An 18,326-nucleotide genomic window follows, 5' to 3' on the forward strand; every position below is an offset into this window, starting at 1 on the left:
TAAAATGGGAGTGGATGGAATGAGTGAACTAAAGCGAACACCAATTTTTCCAGAATACGAAGCTTCTGGAGCAAAAACGATTGATTTTGGAGGGTGGGATTTACCCGTACAATTCTCCGGTATTAAACATGAACATGAAGTAACGAGAACCAAGGCAGGTCTCTTTGATGTATCTCATATGGGTGAAATATATATAAAAGGACCAAAAAGTGAATCGTTATTGCAATACGTATTAACAAATGACATCTCTAAATTGGAACCAGGTAAAGCACAATATACCATTATGTGTTATGAAGATGGTGGTACCGTAGACGATTTAATTGTTTACATGCTAGATAAGGAAGAATATTTGCTAGTAGTAAATGCAGCAAATACGGAAAAAGATGCAACTTGGATAAAACAACAAAATTCGTTTACAAATGATGAGGTTGTAGTTGAAAATATTTCTGATCAGTATGTTCAGCTCGCAATCCAAGGGCCTAAAGCAGAAGATATACTGCAAAAATGTACAGATGAATCTTTACAAAAAATTAAATTTTTTAGATTTAAAAATAATGTATCTATAAAAGGGATAGAAGCTAAAGCACTTATTTCGCGAACTGGGTATACCGGTGAAGATGGTTTTGAAATCTATATCGATGCTTCATCAGGGGCAGCATTATGGAGATTGCTTCTTGAAAAAGGAGAAGCGGAAGGGTTAGAACCCATTGGATTAGGTGCTCGTGATACATTACGATTTGAAGCTAATTTAGCACTATACGGGCAAGAGTTATCAAAAAATATTTCTCCAATAGAAGCTGGTTTAGGGTTTGCGGTAAAAGTTAATAAAGAATCGGACTTTATAGGAAAGGAAGTCCTAAAAAATCAAGTAGAGACAGGTGTGAATCGTAAATTAGCAGGAATTGAAATGATTGATAAGGGGATTCCTCGACATGATTATGTGGTACTTAAAGATGATGAAGAGATTGGTTTTATCACTTCTGGCACACAATCACCAACGCTGAATAAGAATGTTGGTTTAGCTTTAATTAATACTACATTTACAGAAATAGGTACTGAGGTTAACGTGAAAGTTCGAAAACGTATATTGAAAGCTAAAATAGTTTCAACACCATTTTATAAACGAGGAAGATAAGGGGGAAAACCAATGGAATTTCGTTACTTACCAATGACCAATCAAGATAAGCAGGAAATGCTTGATGCAATTGGAATTCAATCAACGGAAGAACTTTTTTCTGATATTTCAGAGCATGTTCGTTTTAAGGGTGAAATGAATCTAAAAGCACCTATAAGTGAGTATGAACTAACGAAAGAGTTAACAGAGCTTGCTAATCGAAATATTCATACAAAAGAATACACATCTTTCTTAGGAGCAGGTGTTTATGATCATTACATTCCTTCTGTAGTAGATCATGTGATTTCTCGCTCAGAGTTTTATACTGCGTATACACCATATCAGCCAGAAATATCTCAAGGGGAGTTACAGGCAATCTTTGAATTTCAAACAATGATATCAGAATTAACAGGATTACCGGTTGCAAACTCTTCTATGTACGATGGAGGAACAGCCTTGGCAGAAGCAGTCAACCTTAGTGCTGCTCATACAAAAAGAAAAAAAGTACTTGTATCAAAAGCGGTTCATCCAGAATATCGTGCAGTAATTGATTCTTATACAAGAGGCCAGTCAATTGAAGTTGTAGAAATTAATACCGAAAATGGAATCACCGATGTAGCTCAATTAGATCAAGCAATGGATGATACGATTGCTGGTGTAGTTGTTCAATATCCTAACTTTTTCGGCCAATTAGAACCAATGAAAAAAATCGAACAATTACTTGAGAACCATCAGAAAACAATGTTGATTGTTTCTAGTAATCCATTGGCCCTTGGATATTTAACACCTCCAGGAGAGTTCGGAGCAGATATTGTGACAGGAGATACACAAGTTTTCGGTATCCCCGCGCAATTTGGTGGTCCTCATTGTGGATATTTTGCAACTTCGAAAAAACTAATGCGCAAAGTTCCGGGGCGACTTGTAGGAGAAACAGTAGATGAAGAAGGCACAAGAGGATATGTGTTAACTTTACAAGCTCGAGAACAGCATATCCGACGAGATAAAGCAACGTCCAATATTTGTTCAAACCAAGCTTTAAATGCATTAGCTAGTTCTGTTGCAATGAGTTCGATTGGTAAGCATGGATTACGTAAATTGGCCAGTGTGAATATGCAAAAGGCAAGATACGCAAAGAAAAAAATTCTTGAAGCAGGATTGGAGATCGCTTTCGATGGATCTTTCTTTAATGAGTTTGTTATAAAAGTTCCAGATGCAGTCTCGAAAATTAATAAGCAATTATTAGAGAAAGGTATAATTGCTGGTTATGATCTTGCTAAAGTTGATAAATCACTTGAAGGGTATATGTTAGTTGCTGTAACAGAAGTACGAACAAAGCAAGAAATCGATCAATTTGTGAAAGAATTGGGGGATGTTCATGTCTAATAAAGATTTTCCACTAATATTTGAGAGAAGTAAAGAAGGAAGAACAAGTTATAGTTTACCAGAGTTAGATGTTGAATCGTTTGATTTAGAAGAAGAGTTGGGTTCGGAATATGTACGACAGACTCCTCCAGAACTACCTGAAGTAAGTGAACTTGATATTATACGCCATTTTACAGGTCTATCAAACCGTAATTATGGGGTTGATTCTGGATTCTACCCATTAGGTTCTTGCACAATGAAGTATAATCCAAAAATAAATGAAGATATCGCTCGATTAGATGGGTTTAGTCATATCCATCCGTATCAAGATGTCAGCACAGTTCAAGGCGCAATGGCAGTTATGTACGATCTTCAAGAATCATTAAAAGAGATAACAGGTATGCATGAAGTGTCTTTACAGTCCGCTGCTGGAGCACAGGGCGAATGGACTGCATTAATGATGATCCGTGCATTTCATGAGTCTAAAGGAGATTATGGACGTACAAAGGTAATCGTTCCCGATTCTGCTCATGGAACAAATCCAGCTTCTGCAGCTGTTGCTGGTTTTGAAGCTGTTACGGTCAAATCTAATCATGAAGGGTTAGTAGATTTAGATGATTTAAGACAGGTAGTAGGAAAGGATACTGCTGCTTTAATGTTAACAAACCCTAATACACTTGGATTGTTTGAAAAAGATATCTTAACAATGGCTGAAATCGTCCATGAAGCTGGTGGTAAGCTGTATTACGATGGGGCAAATCTGAATGCAATCATGGGTTATGTACGTCCTGGAGATATGGGCTTTGATGCAGTACACTTAAACCTTCATAAAACGTTTACTGGCCCACATGGTGGTGGAGGACCTGGGTCAGGTCCAGTTGGAGTTAGCGAAGAGCTAGCTGCATTTTTACCGAAACCACTAATTATTAAAAAGAAAGATAGTTACGATTTTGATGAAAATCGACCGCAATCTATCGGAAGAGTTAAACCATTCTATGGGAATTTTGGAATAAATCTACGCGCTTATACGTATATTCGTACAATGGGAGCAGAAGGTCTTAAAAAGGTCAGTGAGTATGCTGTATTAAATGCGAATTACATGATGAGAGAGCTGGAAGGTGCATTTGAACTTCCTTACCCACAACATTGCAAACATGAATTTGTCTTATCAGGTAGTAAGCAAAAGAAACTCGGCGTAAGAACATTAGACATGGCAAAACGATTATTAGACTTTGGTTATCATCCTCCTACAATCTACTTCCCATTGAATGTAGAAGAAGGTTTGATGGTGGAACCAACTGAAACAGAGTCAAAAGAAACATTGGATGGATTTATTGATACGATGCGCACAATAGCGAAGGAAGTGGAAGAGAACCCCGAGCTTGTCCAGGAAGCGCCTCATCATACAATTGTAAAGCGTATGGATGAAACAACTGCGGCTAGAAAACCAGTATTAAGATACAATCCATAAGTAGTTATTCATAAGTCCTGTTTAAAATCTAGTTACATTAAAATAAATCTTGAAAAGACCGTTACTAATATAAGTAGCGGTTTTTTAAGTTAACAAAATGGAATCAAACAGCACAACATTTGGATTTCATACCAAATATAATAATTATGAAATTGATTCAATGACATAATTTGCTTACTAATAGTAAAAAGTAAAAACCGAACTACATCACACGATGGTTCGGTTTACATTTTTCATGCTATTTTTTTGTCTTAATTTTACCTGTCCACTTTTTAAATCCACCTTTAAGCTGGTAGATTTCTTTATATCCTTTTTTATGGAGTAATTGGGCTGCTCTTGCTGAGCGTGAACTTCCTTGGCAATATAAATAAATTGGTTTATCTTTACGCATTTCTACAAGACGTTGTTTCATTTGGGTCATTGGAATATTTCTAGCTCCTAAAATATGACCTCTATCAAATTCTTGAGGCTCTCTAACGTCTATTAATTGTGCTTTTCGATATCCTTCACGAAATTGATCTTCGGTTAATACTTTTAAATAATTCTTTTGTCTATAATAGCGGAATAGACTTACCGCTAATAAAACGACTAATGCAATAATTAAAATTTCCATTCTAGGTCCCCCGTAATTCTAAGTCTACATTATCATTATATGTGTAGTGAGCCTATTTTTCAAAGTTTTTATTTAAAAGGAAAGAATTTAGACTTCATATTTATTGTTTGTAGATAGACAAGGTTTGATTTAGTAGAATATTTCAGAAACTAGTGGGATTTACAAGATTGCCCAACAGCATCTGCTCGTCATTTCTATCCGAGCCAATAGGGCACTCGCAATGCTACGGTTAATTGCACTCTGTAATAAAAACTTGAGTCTAACCCAACATTCATGTATGCTCATAGTATAGAAAAAAAGTTGCCTACGATAAAAATTATTTATATCTATTTAAGGAGCGCGTTTTATGCCTACACCTAGTATGGAAGATTATATTGAAATTATATATAACTTAATTGAATCGAAAGGATATGCCCGTGTATCAGCAATTGCTGAAGCCTTAGATGTTCATCCATCTTCTGTCACAAAAATGGTACAAAAATTAGATAAAGATCAATATCTAGATTACGAGAAGTATCGTGGTTTTGTATTAACGTCTAAAGGTAAGAAGATCGGAGAACGTCTAGTATTCCGTCATGAATTGTTGGAAGAGTTTTTAGAAATAATTGGAGTAAATGATGAAAATATTTATGAAGATGTAGAAGGAATTGAACATCATTTGAGTTGGAACTCTATTGATCGTATTGGGGACCTTGTTAATTATTTTAAAAATGATGATTCACGAGTAAAGGATCTAAAAAAAGTAATTAAAGAAAGTGACCAGCAAGTAAATAAGACAGACCAAAACTAAAAATAGAACCGAGCTATTAGGGATGTTTGATCCGATTAGTTCGGTTTTTTCATTTTATATTTACTTATTGGAATAACTCCTAATCGTTGTGCTTATATATGAAGTAACAACTGTATGGAGAGATGCTATGAATATAGATGGTGTTTTTTCTGGAGGAGGAGTTAAGGCTTTTGCGTATGTAGGTGTCTTAGAAACCTTTAAGGAACATCATATTGAATTAGAACGAGTTGCAGGAACATCTGCTGGAGCGATTATTGCTTCGATGATTGCAGCAAGGTACTCATATGAAGAAATTAATGAGCTTATAAAAGAATTAGATCTTTCTTCATTAGCGGACCCACCTTTGCTTACAAAATTCTTACCTTTGTCAAAATGGCTATTTCTTTATTTCCAGCTTGGAATTAACAAAGGGGATAAACTTGAAACATGGTTGACGGATGTCTTAGAGCGTAAACATATTAAAACCTTCTCTGATATTAAAGATGGTTATTTAAAAGTAGTTGTAAGTGATTTATCTTTGGGGAAATTAGTAGTGATCCCTGATGATTTAGAAAGAGTATATGGTATAAAACCAGAATATTTCCCGGTTTCAAAGGCTGTCCGTATGAGTGCTGGCTTTCCGTATTTCTTTATGCCCAAAAGAGTACCTGGAAGGTATAAACAAAAAAGCATTGTTGTTGATGGAGGATTACTCAGTAACTTTCCAATGTGGATTTTTGATCAGCCTGCAAATAAACCGTTACGGCCATTATTAGGTGTGAAATTAACGGAAATAACTCAAGAGATTGGGCCGAGAAAGATCGATAATGCAATTGACATGTTTCAAGCTCTCTTCTCTACAATGAAACAGGCACATGATTCTAGATATATTTCTACTAACGATAAGAAAAATATTATTTTTGTACCTGTTGAGGGGACAGCAACCATGAATTTCTCATTATCAGAAGAGATGAGACAGAGATTAATTGTTTCCGGAAAAAATAGTACTGAAAAATTTTTGAAAAAGTGGCATGGATAAATCGAAAAAAAAGAACCGTTAATATGATGCACGGTTCTTTTTTTTCGATTTACTTCCTTCAATTACACGTAAATGACTTGCTTTTTTTGTTCGTTTCTTTTTATGGGATGTTTTTTTTGGTATAGAAGAAGAGGTGGAACTATATTTAGTCTTAGATTGTTTCACAGCTTGTTTATACTTTTTTCGATCTTCTGTATTTGTAGGGGAATTACGCTTAACAAAAAAGTAGTAAAGTATACCAAAGATGGCTGCCCCAATTACAATGGTAACTAATATTCTGGAAAGGAAAGAAATAGTATTCCCAAATAATTGTGAAAAAAGCCCAACAGCAGCTAATCCAATTATTATATACACCAGTATAGCCATAGATTTATTTCTCATCTACACCCCTCCTAATCAATTTTATATACATCACTTGATGGTTATCAACTTTATAAGTGTCTTCGTAGCCCTTCACTTAGCATGATTAGTTTTCTCTTGGTTTAATAGTGAGGATTAGACGGAGATTACTTACCTTAATAATATACCAATTTGCTATATTTGAACAAGTTTGTATTAACGAGTTAGACGTTATTTATATTATATTCTTCCCTTTAAATTATTATTTATGCAATGTTCGATTGTCTTTATAGTAAAGAATTTTCATTTAAAATGTGATAGTTCATCTTCGATTGGCAATACTAATCGATGGAGGTGTAACTACATGAGTTCTGCGAAACAAAATCATTCTAACCAAAATGTTGATCGACTCACATTACTAGCAAGGTCGTTATTTACCGGGTTTATAGGAGGGGTTTTATGGAGTCTAATAGCTAGTATATTTTATTATTTTAATTTTATGGAGGTATCACCTAAATCTTTTTTATTAACTTCATGGATCAATGCTGATTGGACAGATAAATGGTTAGGGAATTTTTTCACAATTCTTATAGGTGGTATAGTATCTGTAGTTATTGCATTTCTTTACTATATATTGTTAAAGAAAGTTTATTCACTCTGGGTGAGTATCGTATTTGGGATAGCTGTATGGGGAATTGTTTTCTTTGTATTTCAACCACTTTTTCCGAATGTTCCACACATAACTGAACTATCGTTGAATACATGGGTTACAACAATTTGCGTGTTTGTTCTATACGGTACATTTGTAGGTTACTCTATATCTTATAATTATGAAGACTGGCAAAAGGCGAAACCTCCTCAATCAGAAAGCTCCGAATAATTATTCAAACTATTGAATTTGTGTTAAACTAAAATACAAAAATAGATAGTTTTCTGACTACATGGGAGGATTGGAGAATTGATTAAACTAGAACAATTAAGAAATCGAATGGAAGAACATAATGTTGAAGCTGTTATCATTAGTAGCCCGTATAATAGACGCTATATTACAGGTTTTACTGGGAGTGCGGGGACTGCTTTGATTACTGAAAAAAAAGCAGTATTTATTACAGATTTTAGATATACAGAACAAGCTACTGCTCAAGCACCAGACTTTGATATCGTAGAACATAAAGGTGGGGTAGCTACGGAAGTTAGTAAACTAATTAGTGAAAATAATATAAAACGATTAGGATTTGAAAAGGACTATACAACTTATTCAGAGTATTTATCCTACCAAAAATCTTTTTCTGTTGACCTTATTCCCGTAAGTGGATGGATTGAAGAATTGCGTATGTTTAAAACTCAGGATGAATTAGAAGTGATGAAGAAAGCTGCTAAAATTGCTGATGATGCATTCGCTCATATTCAAAATTACATTAAACCAGGAGTACCTGAAATTGAAGTTTCAAATGAATTGGAATTCTTTATGCGTCGTCAAGGAGCAACCTCTTCCAGTTTTGATACCATTGTAGCATCTGGATACCGATCTGCCTTACCGCATGGTGTTGCTTCAGATAAGAAAATTGAATCTGGTGAACTTGTCACTCTAGATTATGGTGCTTTGTACAATGGGTATTGTTCTGATATTACCAGAACGGTTGCAGTAGGTGAAATATCTGTAGAACTTAGACAAATATATGATATAGTATTAGAGGCGAACCTTCGTGGAGTGAAAGGTACGAAACCTGGGATTTCTGGAAAAGAAGCTGACAGCCTAACAAGAGATTATATTACAGAGAAAGGTTACGGGGAACAATTTGGACATTCTACTGGCCATGGACTAGGTTTAGAGGTTCATGAAGGTCCTGGATTATCTTTTCGTTCTGATATAATTTTGAAGCCTGGAATGGTAGTAACCGTAGAACCAGGAATATACGTACAAGGACTTGGTGGTTGTCGTATCGAGGATGACATTGTGATAACTGACACAGGTAACGAGCGACTAACCTTTGCTCCAAAAGAATTGATTCAGCTTTAATACCCATACATAGGAGGAACAAAAAATGATTTCAGTAAATGATTTTAAAACAGGGCTCACAGTTGAGGTAGATAATGATATTTGGCAAGTAATCGAATTTCAACATGTGAAGCCAGGAAAAGGAGCTGCTTTTGTAAGATCTAAACTACGTAATTTACGAAGCGGTAATATTCAGGAAAAAACGTTCCGTGCAGGTGAAAAAGTTGCCAAAGCACATATTGAAAATCGTAAAATGCAATACTTGTATGCTTCTGGAGATGCACATGCATTTATGGATACGAATACGTATGATCAAATTGAAATTCAAGGCAAACAAATTCAAGAACAGTTGAAATTTATCAAAGAAAATATGGAAGTTTCTATCATAAGCTATGAGAATGAAATTCTAGGGGTAGAACTACCAAATAATGTTGAACTAACAGTAACAGAAACAGAACCTGGTATTAAAGGTGATACTGCAAGTGGTGGTTCTAAACCTGCGACGCTTGAAACAGGATTGATTGTACAAGTTCCATTCTTTATAAACGAAGGAGATGTATTAGTTATCAATACATCTGATAGTAAATACGTATCAAGAGCTTAAATCACGTAGCCATTTTAATATGTATGTACGAACGCCCCAAAAAGTCAAAGAGACTTTTTAGGGCGTTTTTTTGTGCTTATACAAAAACAAGGTTACCCCCTAACTAAATATCAATTTTTCAGTTACCTCCAATTGGTCATAATATATCTTCTATCACATACATTTAGTATAAAGATTATCTAGAGATGAGGAAATATTATGGACAAGATTTTACGACTCTTCCCAATACACTTACAACGCCGTATAAAAGAAAAAATTATCCATAATGAAGAAGAACTTCAAGAAATTAGAGTTCGAATAGGTAGACCTATCGAACTGATATTTGATAAATACACAGAGTGGCTCGAAGATACAAAACCTCAATTAAGTGATGGGAATTATTTATTAAATCAAATAAGTGAATTCTCTTTATATCGCATGGAAGAAGAACTACGTTCAGGTTATATCACCATAGAAGGTGGACATAGGGTTGGAATTGCCGGAAGAGTAAACACCTCGGGTAAAGGTGTCAAGGCATTACAACATATATCTTGTTTTAATATTCGCATTGCTAAGGAAAAAAGGAATGCAGCACAAGAAGTATTTAAATATATGTACCAAAATAATAACTATCTTAATACTATGATAATCGGTCCCCCTCAATCAGGAAAAACAACGATTATTCGTGATTTAACAAGAATGATTGCGACGATAGATCAACCAATGAATAGGTCAAAAAAGGTAGGAATAGTAGATGAAAGGTCTGAAATAGCTGCTTCATTACGAGGTATTCCTCAACATGATGTAGGAGCACGAACTGATATTATGGATGCCTGTCCAAAAGCAGAAGGAATGATGATGCTCGTCCGTTCTATGTCACCAGAAATAATTGTTGTCGATGAAATTGGAGCGGAGGAAGATGCAGAGGCATTATTGGAGGCGATTCATACTGGTGTAACTATTATCTGTACGGCTCATGCGAATCAATGGATGGATTTAAATAAGCGACCATCTATGAAAAAGTTAATAGAACAACAGGTATTTGAAAGATATATTTTATTGGGGAAAGGGACAAACATAGGTAAAATACAGAAAGTTTATGATTCAACTGGTGATGAAATTAAATTGTCAAAGAGGAGTACTATACATGAAGTGGATTGGAGCACTGCTTTTAATCGTGACAGCAACCACCATCGGGTTTGAATGGAGTAATCGCTTGAAGCAACGACCAAAACATTTACGACAAATAATTAATGCTTTACAAGTACTTGAAGCAGAAATGGTTTATAGTCAAGTTTCACTACAAGCTGCTTTCTTTATTATCGCCCATAAAAGTCCTGACCCAATTCGATTGTTTTTTCGTGGTATGGCTGAACAAATGGACAAAATACCCTTTGATTTTGATCAAATTTGGGAGAAGCAGGTAAGTCTTTTAATAAGAAATTCTGCATTACAGTCTAGTGATGAAGAAATCTTACTTCAATTCGGAAAATCGTTAGGGCAGCATGATATTGAACAACAACAAAAGCATATCCATCTAACAAAAGTTTATTTAGAAACACAGCTGAGTGAAGCTCAAGACGCCTATCAACATTATGGAAAGTTATCAAAAACACTAGGAGTGCTATGTGGACTATTTTTAGTACTGCTATTTATTTAAGTTACTAATATATCTCGATGGGTGGGAAGAAAGGGGCAAATGCATGTTTTTAGACGCATCGATACTGTTCCAAATTGCAGGTATTGGAATTATAGTAGCACTCATTCATACAATTTTAAAACAAATGGGAAAAGAAGAAATTGCTCAATTTGCGACATTAATTGGTTTTATTATTGTTCTTGTCATTGTCGTAAATGGATTATCAGATTTATTCCAACAAATTAAATCGGTATTTTTATTCTAAGGAGCTTTCTAATGGATATTCTCCAAATTGTATTATTAGGTGTTGTGGCAGCTATTCTTTACATTTTACTAAAAGAAATTAATAAATCACTTGCTTTTTTCTTAATTTTAATTACAGCTATCATTATATTTTTTTCAGTAATTCAACAAATTCAACTTATTTTCGAAACAATTCGTTCCTTAGGAAATCAGGCGAATATTCAGACGTTATACCTGAATACGATTCTAAAAATAATAGGTATTTCATATATAGCAGAAATAGGATCTCATCTAACGAAGGACGCAGGACTAGATTCGGTATCAAAGTATATTGAACTAGCAGGGAAGATATTTATTTTGTTATTAGCAGTTCCAATTATTACATCAGTTATTGAAGCAATTGTTGGCTTTTTACCGAATGTCTAAAAATATAGAGCCTGAAGGGAGCAATTGAAGTGAATGAAGTATTCAACAGGAATTCGAGTGATTCTCTTCACTATATTGTTCATGTTTATTGGACAAGCTTCTATATCTGCTGAACCAATCCCTACTACAGAACTAAAGGATGCGCTATTAGATGAAATATCAATAGAAGGGGTTCAGACTTATTGGGAGGAAATTGTCGATGAATATGGACAGGCTATACCTGATTTAGAAAAAACAAGTTTTTACGATTTTATAAAAGATATAAACTCTTTCTCTATCAAAGATATCCTTACTCAATTACTGCACTACCTATTTCACGAGTTAATTCTCAATGGAAAATTATTAGGAAGTTTGCTTATGCTGACATTATTTGCAGTTGTATTACAATCTATGCAATCCGCATTTGAAAAAACAACTGTTAGTCGAGTGGCGTATTTCGTAATATTTTTAGTATTAATTTTTCTCGTGTTGAATAGTTTTTATTTAGCAACTTCTTATACAAAAGAAGCAATTGACACAATGAAAGGTTTTATGATTGCATTATTGCCTCTTGTTTTAGGAATGATGGCTAGTTTTGGAAATGTTGTTTCTATTTCCTTCTTTCATCCCATTATTATTTTTTTAATTAATTTTAGTGGCGTATTTATTTCAGTATTTGTTTTGCCATTATTATTCTTGGCTGCAATGTTAGTGATTATTAGCGGTTTAAATGAAAATTACAAAGTTACTCATTTAGCGAATCTTTTTAAATCTGTTGCGTTAGGTACACTCGGAGTATTTCTCACCATATTTTTAGGGGTTATCTCTGTTCAAGGAACCGCTTCAGCAATTCAAGATGGTGTAGCAATGAAAACTGCAAAGTTTGTTACCGGTAATTTTATACCTGTGGTCGGTCGTACGTTTACAGATGCAGCAGATACAATTTTGAGTGCTTCATTAATTTTAAAAAATGCGTTAGGTATTGCTGGTCTAGTTGTTATTTTATTTATTGTTGCATTTCCTGCAATAAAAGTCGCCGCAATAGCGTTAATTTATAAGATTGCAGCTGCTGTATTACAACCGATCGGTGGAGGACCAATCGTACAAGCATTGAATACGATTAGCACGTACATCCTTTACATACTTGCATGTTTATTAGCCGTTTCGCTTATGTTTCTATTGGCAATTGTGATTATCGTGGCGGCTAGTAATCTCACCATACTATTACGATAGGGAGATAGAATCAATGAATTTACTAATCGATTGGGTAACTCAAATCATAATTTTTATCATAATTGCCTCTATCATTGATTTACTTATTCCTGCAAATGACCTTAAAAAATACGTTCGTTTAGTAACAGGATTGGTATTAATTTTAATTATTTTGCAACCAGTTTTTCACTTGTTTGATACCGATATAGATACTGTCATATCAAGTTCCATGAATGAAATAGAACAACAATATAAATCAACTGATTCTCTAGAAAATCAAATAGAATTTCAAAAAAATGAAATACAAGCGAGTCAAGATGCATATATTTTAGAACAAATGGCTGTCCAATTGGAAAATGTTGCCGAGGACCCCTTAAAGGAACAATATAACATGATGGTAGAAGACATCGAATTTCAATTTACAGAAAAGAGCGAAGTTTCCTTTGAGGATCTTACAGAAGTCATTGTATTTATAAAAGAAGCTGAACAAGGGGAGGGAGCGGTGAATACAGTTGAAGACGTGGTAATTGATTCAAATTCGGAGAAAACAAGTCCGGAGGTGGATTTTTCAGAAATGGAGATGCTTCTTATGGAATTGTGGGAAATTACTGATAAAAAAGTAACCGTTTATTGGGAGGGAGGGACATCTTGAAAAATAAAATAGATTCTTTTTTCAGGCCGAACAATGAACAGAATGATAAGGAAAAGAAGGACAAGAAGCCATCTAGGAAAATTGGTTATTTAATCATATTAGGTTTAACAGGATTGCTACTGCTTTTTATAAGTAATATATTCTCATCTAATGAAGAACCAGAAATGAGTTTAGAACCACCAAGCGATCAATCAGAACCAACCAAAGGGGAAGAAGAAATGGCAAGTTCTGATATATCGCAATTAGAAGAAGAGATGTCGGGTCAGTTGGCTACGATGCTTAACAAGATACAGGGTGTGAATGATGCAGAAGTTATGGTAAATCTTGATGCAACTAGTGAACAAGTTTACGAAAAAAATCAAACGAGAGGTCAACAAACAACGGATGAGACAGATCGAAATGGCGGTTCTAGAGTAGTAGAAGATCAAACTGAAGAGAGTCAAGTAGTTTTGTTTCGTAGCGGTGATCAAGAAATACCACTACTTATACAAACAAAACAACCAGAAGTTAGAGGAGTTTTCGTTGTTGCAAAAGGGGCTGAAACACCATCTTTAAAAAATCAAGTGATAGAAGCAGTGTCACGAGTACTTGATGTCCCTACGCATAAAATTTCAGTAATGCCAAAAAATTAAGGAGGAATTTATATGTTAAAAAAACAAACAGTATGGTTATTAACAATGCTTAGTCTAATGGTTGTTCTTAGTGTTTTCTACATCTTCTCACCAAATGGTGATGATTTAGCTTTTATTGATGATGGACAAGATGGTTCAGAAGAAACAACTGCTCCTGCAGATGGAGATGAAAATGCTGAAATAGAAAGTACAAATAATGTTGGTAGTGACGAAGTATTCACCACTATTCGTATGGAAGTTCAAGATGAGCGCAGTAAACAAAAGAGTCGTCTAACAGATGTAGTAGCTTCGGGATCTGCTAGTGCAGAAGAGAAAGATGAAGCTTTAAAAGAAATTGATCAATTAGAAGAATTATCTTCTAAAGAGAAAATTTTACAAGAACAAATACTAGGTGCAACTGGTTATGAAGATGTTCTTGTTCGCACTGACGGTGATAAGGTTCATGTACATGTAAAAGTAGAAGAACTATCAGACGAAGAAGCAGTAAATATTATGCAAATGGTTCGCGATGAATTTGGTAGGGATATTACGACTGAAGTTAATTTCCAACCTACTACAGGAGAATAATAATAAGATCTAATTCAACTAATCGACGGATTTATTCTTCCGTCGTTTTTTTTGTGAGATTTAAAATATATTTTTCTGCATAAAAGAGAAGTTGATTCCTACATAGCAAAGCATTTTTATTACTGATATAATTAAGTTAAATTGTTAGAAAATATAGATTTACTTGATGTTTACCCTGATTGTATCGTAATATATTAAGAGGTAATATTAGTACCTAATCGTAAAAGCTTGAACAAAAGATAAGAAAAAATACAAGCGAGGAGTGCCGGTTATGTTAAATGTAGAAGAATTAAGGGAAATAATTAGAATGGTCGATGAATCATCTATAACAGAATTTTCATATGAAACAAATGGGACAAATATATCGATGAAAAAGTATAGTAGTCAGCAACAAGTAACACAGCCAAGTCCAACTGTAACAGAAGTTACTAGTCAACCAACTTTGGAGAACCAACAGCAAATAAGAGCTGAAGAAACGAAAGAGGCAACAAATGAATCATCTAGTTCTTCAGTAGATTATGATTATGAAATTACTTCACCGATGGTTGGTACATTTTATTCTGCTTCATCACCGGAAAAAGATTCTTTTGTGAATAAGGGAACAAAAGTGGACCCTAGCAGTGTTGTATGTATTGTCGAAGCAATGAAATTGTTTAATGAAATTGAAGCAGAAGTATCAGGAGAAATCGTTGAAATTTTGGTTGAGAATGGAGAACTCGTTGAGTATGGACAACCATTATTCAGAGTAAAGAAGTAAGGGGATGGAATAATTGATTAAGAAGCTATTAATAGCTAATAGAGGGGAAATCGCGGTTCGTATTATTCGTGCTTGTAAGGAAATGAATATCGAAACGGTTGCCATTTACTCAGAAGCCGATAGCGAATCATTGCATGTACAATTAGCCGATGAAGCATATTGTATTGGTCCAAAATTAAGTAAAGACAGCTATTTAAATATAACGAATATCATGAGTGTTGCAACATTAACTGAAGTAGATGCTATTCATCCAGGATATGGTTTTTTAGCTGAAAATGCTGATTTTGCAGAGATATGCAGAGCTTGTAATATCACCTTTGTTGGCCCTACTCCTAAAGCAATTCAACAAATGGGAATTAAAGATGTTGCCAAAGAAACAATGAAAAACGCCAATGTACCTGTTGTTCCAGGTTCAGAAGGAATTGTCGATACAATAGAAGATGCAATTGAAGTGGCTAATGATATCGGCTATCCTGTCATTATCAAAGCTACTGCTGGTGGTGGCGGAAAAGGGATTCGTGTTGCACATAATGAAGAAGACCTTATTAAGGGAATGGAGATAACGCAAAAAGAAGCAGAAACAGCTTTTGGAAATCCAGGAGTTTATTTGGAGAAATTCATTGAAGATTTTCGTCATGTTGAAATTCAAATACTTGCTGACACTCATGGTAATGTTGTTCATCTTGGAGAAAGAGATTGCTCGATTCAAAGAAGACTACAGAAATTAATTGAAGAATCACCTTCTCCTGCACTAAATGAATCCATCCGTGCTAAAATGGGAGAAGCATCTGTAAAAGCAGCAAAAGCAGTAGAGTATGTTGGTGCTGGTACCATTGAGTACATTTTTGACAGAAAAACAAATGAGTTTTATTTTATGGAAATGAATACTAGAATACAAGTAGAGCATCCTGTAACAGAAATGGTGACGGGGATTGATTTGATTAAAGAGCAAATCAATGTCGCAAATGGTGAAAAGTTATCAGTTACTCAATCAGATATAACGATGGATGGTTGGGCTATTGAATGTCGTATCAATGCAGAAAACCCATACCAAAAATTTATGCCATCTGCCGGTGAGATTGAAATGTATTTGCCACCTGGTGGATTAGGAGTACGAATTGATTCTGGTGCGTATAGTGGCTATCGAATTCCTCCGTATTATGATTCGATGATTGCTAAGCTAATAACGTATGCATCAACAAGAGAAGAAGCGATTAATAAGATGAAGCGTGCATTAGATGAGTTTGTTGTTGAAGGAGTCTTTACAACAATTCCTTTTCACTATCAAATTATGAATCACCCAGTATTTCAAGAAGGTGATTTTAATACCAATTTCCTTACTGATTATCCGATTTTGCAGGAAACAGATGATTCCGAATAAGGAGTGAATGCAATGAGTGAACAACCATTATTAGAAGTAAGTGATCTAAATGAGTTAGGTAAAGTAGAGATTGCACCTGAAGTGTTAGAGGTAATAGCTGGAATAGCAGCTACAGAAATACCAGGAGTATATGCAATGAGAGGTAACTTTGCATCAGGCGTTGCTGAACGTTTCGGGAAGAAATCACACAGTAAAGGTGTAAAAGTAGAATTAAAAGAAGACGGAGTTTCCATTGACATTTATGTTATTTTGAAATTTGGTCCACCCATTCCAAAAGTAGCGCAGGATTTACAAACGAATATTCGTCAAACCATCTTTTCCATGACAGCCATTGACTTACAGGAAGTAAATGTTCATGTTGTCGGTATTCAGATGGAAGACGACGTAGAAGAATCAGAGTAGTTAGTGTGAAAACATGGGTCATGAAAGCATGACCTGTGTTTTTTTATGAATAAGCTTAATAATTTTTATAAATTTCTTTCATTTATGTTACAATTAGACTTATTCAAAGATAGTTATGGGAGAAAGGTAATATGTCTGATTTTACTGTTAAAAAGTCATTGAATAATAACGTATTAATAGCCAGAGATAATTATCAAAATGAAGTGGTGTTAATAGGTAATGGAATAGGTTTTCATTATAAAAAGAATGATACTATCCAAGAAGAATTCGTTGAGAAATTATTTGTATTACGAGATCAAGAACAACAAAATCAATACAAAAAAATGGTACCACAGATAGATGATTACTTACTGCAGAAAATTATTGATTCCATTGAAATGATTCAAAAAAGATCGAGTGAAATATTAAATGAACAAGTCCACGTTGCTTTAACGGATCACCTTTTATTTGCAATTAATCGATTGGAAAAAGGTATGGCAATTATAAATCCATTCTTATCTGAAACAAAAATCCTTTATCCATTTGAATTTGAAATTGCTTCAGATATTGTTGATTTTCTAAACCAACAATTAGAGATTAATTTACCTGATGGAGAAATTGGCTTTATTGCTTTACACGTACATAGTGCTATATACAATAAAAAAATATCAGATATTAATCGATACTCTCAATTAATCACACAATTAATTGATTTAATTGAAAGTAAATTAAATATTAAGATTGATCGAGCAGGTATTGAGTACATTAGGTTGGTTCGTCATATCAGATATACAATTGATCGATTGGTAAAAGGTGAAGTTGTACAAGAACCTAGAAAGATTGCAGAGTTATTGAAAACAGAATATCCAATATGTTATAATTTGAGCTGGAAATTAATGAAAATTATGCAGCATAGTATTAAAAAACCGGTCTACGAGGCAGAAGCTGTCTATTTAACGATGCATTTACAACGTCTTTATCAAAAATATGAATAAAGTGACACTTCATTTCAATGAGGTATTACGGGCCCGTCACACGTGGAAGAAATTACGTGCTACTGATACGATCAGGCATGAGTAGATAAATGCACAGTCGTTAAGTCTAACAACTTAACGGTTGTTTGCAATAGATACTCATGCTTTTTTTATGTTTTACTGTACTCGGTACT

Annotated in this window: 22 protein-coding genes; 20 read left to right on the forward strand and 2 right to left on the reverse strand. The window is 34.4% G+C overall.

The window, feature by feature from the left end; genetic code table 11:
* Positions 1–19: 19 nt before the first annotated feature.
* The 3 genes from gcvT to gcvPB are packed head-to-tail and all read left to right on the forward strand — an operon-like array spanning position 20 to position 3,947.
* The gene (gene gcvT, locus ABC346_RS12865; protein WP_413235215.1) at positions 20–1,135 is read left to right on the forward strand and encodes a glycine cleavage system aminomethyltransferase GcvT; all 1,116 of its coding nucleotides are present in this window, start codon (positions 20–22) and stop codon (positions 1,133–1,135) included.
* Between the two features lie 12 nt (positions 1,136–1,147).
* Complete coding sequence (gene gcvPA, locus ABC346_RS12870; protein ID WP_413235216.1) at positions 1,148–2,497, forward strand: aminomethyl-transferring glycine dehydrogenase subunit GcvPA; 1,350 nt, start codon at positions 1,148–1,150, stop codon at positions 2,495–2,497.
* Entirely contained in the window at positions 2,490–3,947 is a 1,458-nt protein-coding gene (gene gcvPB / locus ABC346_RS12875) for an aminomethyl-transferring glycine dehydrogenase subunit GcvPB (protein ID WP_413235217.1), read from the forward strand. The genes gcvPA and gcvPB overlap by 8 nt, the downstream gene beginning before the upstream one ends.
* A gap of 238 nt (positions 3,948–4,185) precedes the next feature.
* Here gcvPB and ABC346_RS12880 read toward each other — a convergent pair whose 3' ends face one another.
* Positions 4,186–4,560, reverse strand: coding sequence for a rhodanese-like domain-containing protein (locus tag ABC346_RS12880; protein ID WP_017797015.1), 375 nt, complete (start codon positions 4,558–4,560; stop codon positions 4,186–4,188).
* Positions 4,561–4,906: 346 nt separating this feature from the next.
* Here ABC346_RS12880 and mntR point away from each other — a divergent pair, with 346 nt between their 5' ends.
* Together mntR and ABC346_RS12890 are read left to right on the forward strand one after the other, a co-directional pair.
* A complete protein-coding gene (mntR, locus tag ABC346_RS12885) occupies positions 4,907–5,350 on the forward strand; it encodes a transcriptional regulator MntR (RefSeq protein WP_413235218.1) in 444 nt (147 codons plus the stop codon).
* A gap of 127 nt (positions 5,351–5,477) precedes the next feature.
* The gene (locus ABC346_RS12890; protein ID WP_413235219.1) at positions 5,478–6,368 is read left to right on the forward strand and encodes a patatin-like phospholipase family protein; all 891 of its coding nucleotides are present in this window, start codon (positions 5,478–5,480) and stop codon (positions 6,366–6,368) included.
* 18 nt (positions 6,369–6,386) lie between these two features.
* Here the strand turns inward: ABC346_RS12890 and ABC346_RS12895 are convergent, their stop codons facing one another.
* Positions 6,387–6,749, reverse strand: a complete 363-nt coding sequence (locus tag ABC346_RS12895) for an SA1362 family protein (RefSeq protein WP_413235220.1) — start codon at positions 6,747–6,749, stop codon at positions 6,387–6,389.
* Positions 6,750–7,071: 322 nt separating this feature from the next.
* Here ABC346_RS12895 and ABC346_RS12900 point away from each other — a divergent pair, with 322 nt between their 5' ends.
* The 15 genes from ABC346_RS12900 (at position 7,072) to glcT (ending at position 18,153) form a co-directional block, all read left to right on the forward strand.
* Positions 7,072–7,587: a YqhR family membrane protein gene (locus tag ABC346_RS12900; RefSeq protein WP_413235221.1), complete on the forward strand. Its 516-nt coding sequence runs from the start codon at positions 7,072–7,074 to the stop codon at positions 7,585–7,587.
* Between the two features lie 78 nt (positions 7,588–7,665).
* Positions 7,666–8,727, forward strand: coding sequence for a M24 family metallopeptidase (locus ABC346_RS12905; RefSeq protein WP_413235222.1), 1,062 nt, complete (start codon positions 7,666–7,668; stop codon positions 8,725–8,727).
* Positions 8,728–8,752: 25 nt separating this feature from the next.
* On the forward strand, positions 8,753–9,310 hold the full coding sequence (gene efp / locus ABC346_RS12910) for an elongation factor P (RefSeq protein ID WP_413235223.1): 558 nt from the start codon (positions 8,753–8,755) through the stop codon (positions 9,308–9,310).
* Between the two features lie 198 nt (positions 9,311–9,508).
* Complete coding sequence (gene spoIIIAA / locus ABC346_RS12915) at positions 9,509–10,492, forward strand: stage III sporulation protein AA (RefSeq protein ID WP_413235224.1); 984 nt, start codon at positions 9,509–9,511, stop codon at positions 10,490–10,492.
* Positions 10,437–10,949 carry a stage III sporulation protein SpoIIIAB gene (spoIIIAB, locus tag ABC346_RS12920; RefSeq protein ID WP_413235225.1) on the forward strand — a complete coding sequence of 171 codons (513 nt, stop codon included), beginning with the start codon at positions 10,437–10,439 and terminating at the stop codon, positions 10,947–10,949. Before spoIIIAA ends, spoIIIAB begins: the two co-directional genes overlap by 56 nt.
* A 43-nt stretch (positions 10,950–10,992) precedes the next feature.
* Positions 10,993–11,193, forward strand: a complete 201-nt coding sequence (gene spoIIIAC, locus ABC346_RS12925; RefSeq protein ID WP_017797006.1) for a stage III sporulation protein AC — start codon at positions 10,993–10,995, stop codon at positions 11,191–11,193.
* 11 nt (positions 11,194–11,204) lie between these two features.
* Positions 11,205–11,597, forward strand: a complete 393-nt coding sequence (gene spoIIIAD, locus ABC346_RS12930) for a stage III sporulation protein AD (protein ID WP_413235226.1) — start codon at positions 11,205–11,207, stop codon at positions 11,595–11,597.
* Between the two features lie 33 nt (positions 11,598–11,630).
* The gene (gene spoIIIAE, locus ABC346_RS12935; RefSeq protein ID WP_413235227.1) at positions 11,631–12,809 is read left to right on the forward strand and encodes a stage III sporulation protein AE; all 1,179 of its coding nucleotides are present in this window, start codon (positions 11,631–11,633) and stop codon (positions 12,807–12,809) included.
* Positions 12,810–12,822: 13 nt separating this feature from the next.
* The gene (spoIIIAF, locus tag ABC346_RS12940; RefSeq protein ID WP_413235228.1) at positions 12,823–13,440 is read left to right on the forward strand and encodes a stage III sporulation protein AF; all 618 of its coding nucleotides are present in this window, start codon (positions 12,823–12,825) and stop codon (positions 13,438–13,440) included.
* Entirely contained in the window at positions 13,437–14,072 is a 636-nt protein-coding gene (gene spoIIIAG / locus ABC346_RS12945; protein ID WP_413235229.1) for a stage III sporulation protein AG, read from the forward strand. Before spoIIIAF ends, spoIIIAG begins: the two co-directional genes overlap by 4 nt.
* Before the next feature lie 12 nt (positions 14,073–14,084).
* Positions 14,085–14,639, forward strand: coding sequence for a SpoIIIAH-like family protein (locus ABC346_RS12950; RefSeq protein WP_413235230.1), 555 nt, complete (start codon positions 14,085–14,087; stop codon positions 14,637–14,639).
* 271 nt (positions 14,640–14,910) lie between these two features.
* Positions 14,911–15,396: an acetyl-CoA carboxylase biotin carboxyl carrier protein gene (accB, locus tag ABC346_RS12955; protein WP_413235231.1), complete on the forward strand. Its 486-nt coding sequence runs from the start codon at positions 14,911–14,913 to the stop codon at positions 15,394–15,396.
* A gap of 13 nt (positions 15,397–15,409) precedes the next feature.
* On the forward strand, positions 15,410–16,777 hold the full coding sequence (gene accC / locus ABC346_RS12960; RefSeq protein ID WP_413235232.1) for an acetyl-CoA carboxylase biotin carboxylase subunit: 1,368 nt from the start codon (positions 15,410–15,412) through the stop codon (positions 16,775–16,777).
* Between the two features lie 12 nt (positions 16,778–16,789).
* Complete coding sequence (locus ABC346_RS12965) at positions 16,790–17,179, forward strand: Asp23/Gls24 family envelope stress response protein (RefSeq protein WP_413235233.1); 390 nt, start codon at positions 16,790–16,792, stop codon at positions 17,177–17,179.
* Positions 17,180–17,310: 131 nt separating this feature from the next.
* Positions 17,311–18,153 carry a glucose PTS transporter transcription antiterminator GlcT gene (glcT, locus tag ABC346_RS12970; RefSeq protein WP_413235234.1) on the forward strand — a complete coding sequence of 281 codons (843 nt, stop codon included), beginning with the start codon at positions 17,311–17,313 and terminating at the stop codon, positions 18,151–18,153.
* The last annotated feature ends 173 nt before the right edge of the window (positions 18,154–18,326 follow it).

Origin of the sequence: Oceanobacillus phoenicis (assembly GCF_047238145.1) — a bacterium.
GTDB lineage: Bacteria > Bacillota > Bacilli > Bacillales > Amphibacillaceae > Oceanobacillus.

Coding starts and splice junctions, on each gene's coding strand:
- gcvPA (WP_413235216.1), top strand. CDS start 1,148: ATGGAATTTCGTTACTTACCAATGACCAATCAAGATAAGCAGGAAATG.
- spoIIIAE (WP_413235227.1), top strand. CDS start 11,631: ATGAAGTATTCAACAGGAATTCGAGTGATTCTCTTCACTATATTGTTC.
- ABC346_RS12900 (WP_413235221.1), top strand. CDS start 7,072: ATGAGTTCTGCGAAACAAAATCATTCTAACCAAAATGTTGATCGACTC.
- ABC346_RS12880 (WP_017797015.1), bottom strand. CDS start 4,560: ATGGAAATTTTAATTATTGCATTAGTCGTTTTATTAGCGGTAAGTCTA.
- ABC346_RS12950 (WP_413235230.1), top strand. CDS start 14,085: ATGTTAAAAAAACAAACAGTATGGTTATTAACAATGCTTAGTCTAATG.
- gcvT (WP_413235215.1), top strand. CDS start 20: ATGAGTGAACTAAAGCGAACACCAATTTTTCCAGAATACGAAGCTTCT.
- efp (WP_413235223.1), top strand. CDS start 8,753: ATGATTTCAGTAAATGATTTTAAAACAGGGCTCACAGTTGAGGTAGAT.
- mntR (WP_413235218.1), top strand. CDS start 4,907: ATGCCTACACCTAGTATGGAAGATTATATTGAAATTATATATAACTTA.
- spoIIIAB (WP_413235225.1), top strand. CDS start 10,437: ATGAAGTGGATTGGAGCACTGCTTTTAATCGTGACAGCAACCACCATC.
- ABC346_RS12890 (WP_413235219.1), top strand. CDS start 5,478: ATGAATATAGATGGTGTTTTTTCTGGAGGAGGAGTTAAGGCTTTTGCG.
- gcvPB (WP_413235217.1), top strand. CDS start 2,490: ATGTCTAATAAAGATTTTCCACTAATATTTGAGAGAAGTAAAGAAGGA.
- accB (WP_413235231.1), top strand. CDS start 14,911: ATGTTAAATGTAGAAGAATTAAGGGAAATAATTAGAATGGTCGATGAA.
- ABC346_RS12965 (WP_413235233.1), top strand. CDS start 16,790: ATGAGTGAACAACCATTATTAGAAGTAAGTGATCTAAATGAGTTAGGT.
- spoIIIAD (WP_413235226.1), top strand. CDS start 11,205: ATGGATATTCTCCAAATTGTATTATTAGGTGTTGTGGCAGCTATTCTT.
- spoIIIAA (WP_413235224.1), top strand. CDS start 9,509: ATGGACAAGATTTTACGACTCTTCCCAATACACTTACAACGCCGTATA.
- spoIIIAC (WP_017797006.1), top strand. CDS start 10,993: ATGTTTTTAGACGCATCGATACTGTTCCAAATTGCAGGTATTGGAATT.
- glcT (WP_413235234.1), top strand. CDS start 17,311: ATGTCTGATTTTACTGTTAAAAAGTCATTGAATAATAACGTATTAATA.
- spoIIIAF (WP_413235228.1), top strand. CDS start 12,823: ATGAATTTACTAATCGATTGGGTAACTCAAATCATAATTTTTATCATA.
- ABC346_RS12895 (WP_413235220.1), bottom strand. CDS start 6,749: ATGAGAAATAAATCTATGGCTATACTGGTGTATATAATAATTGGATTA.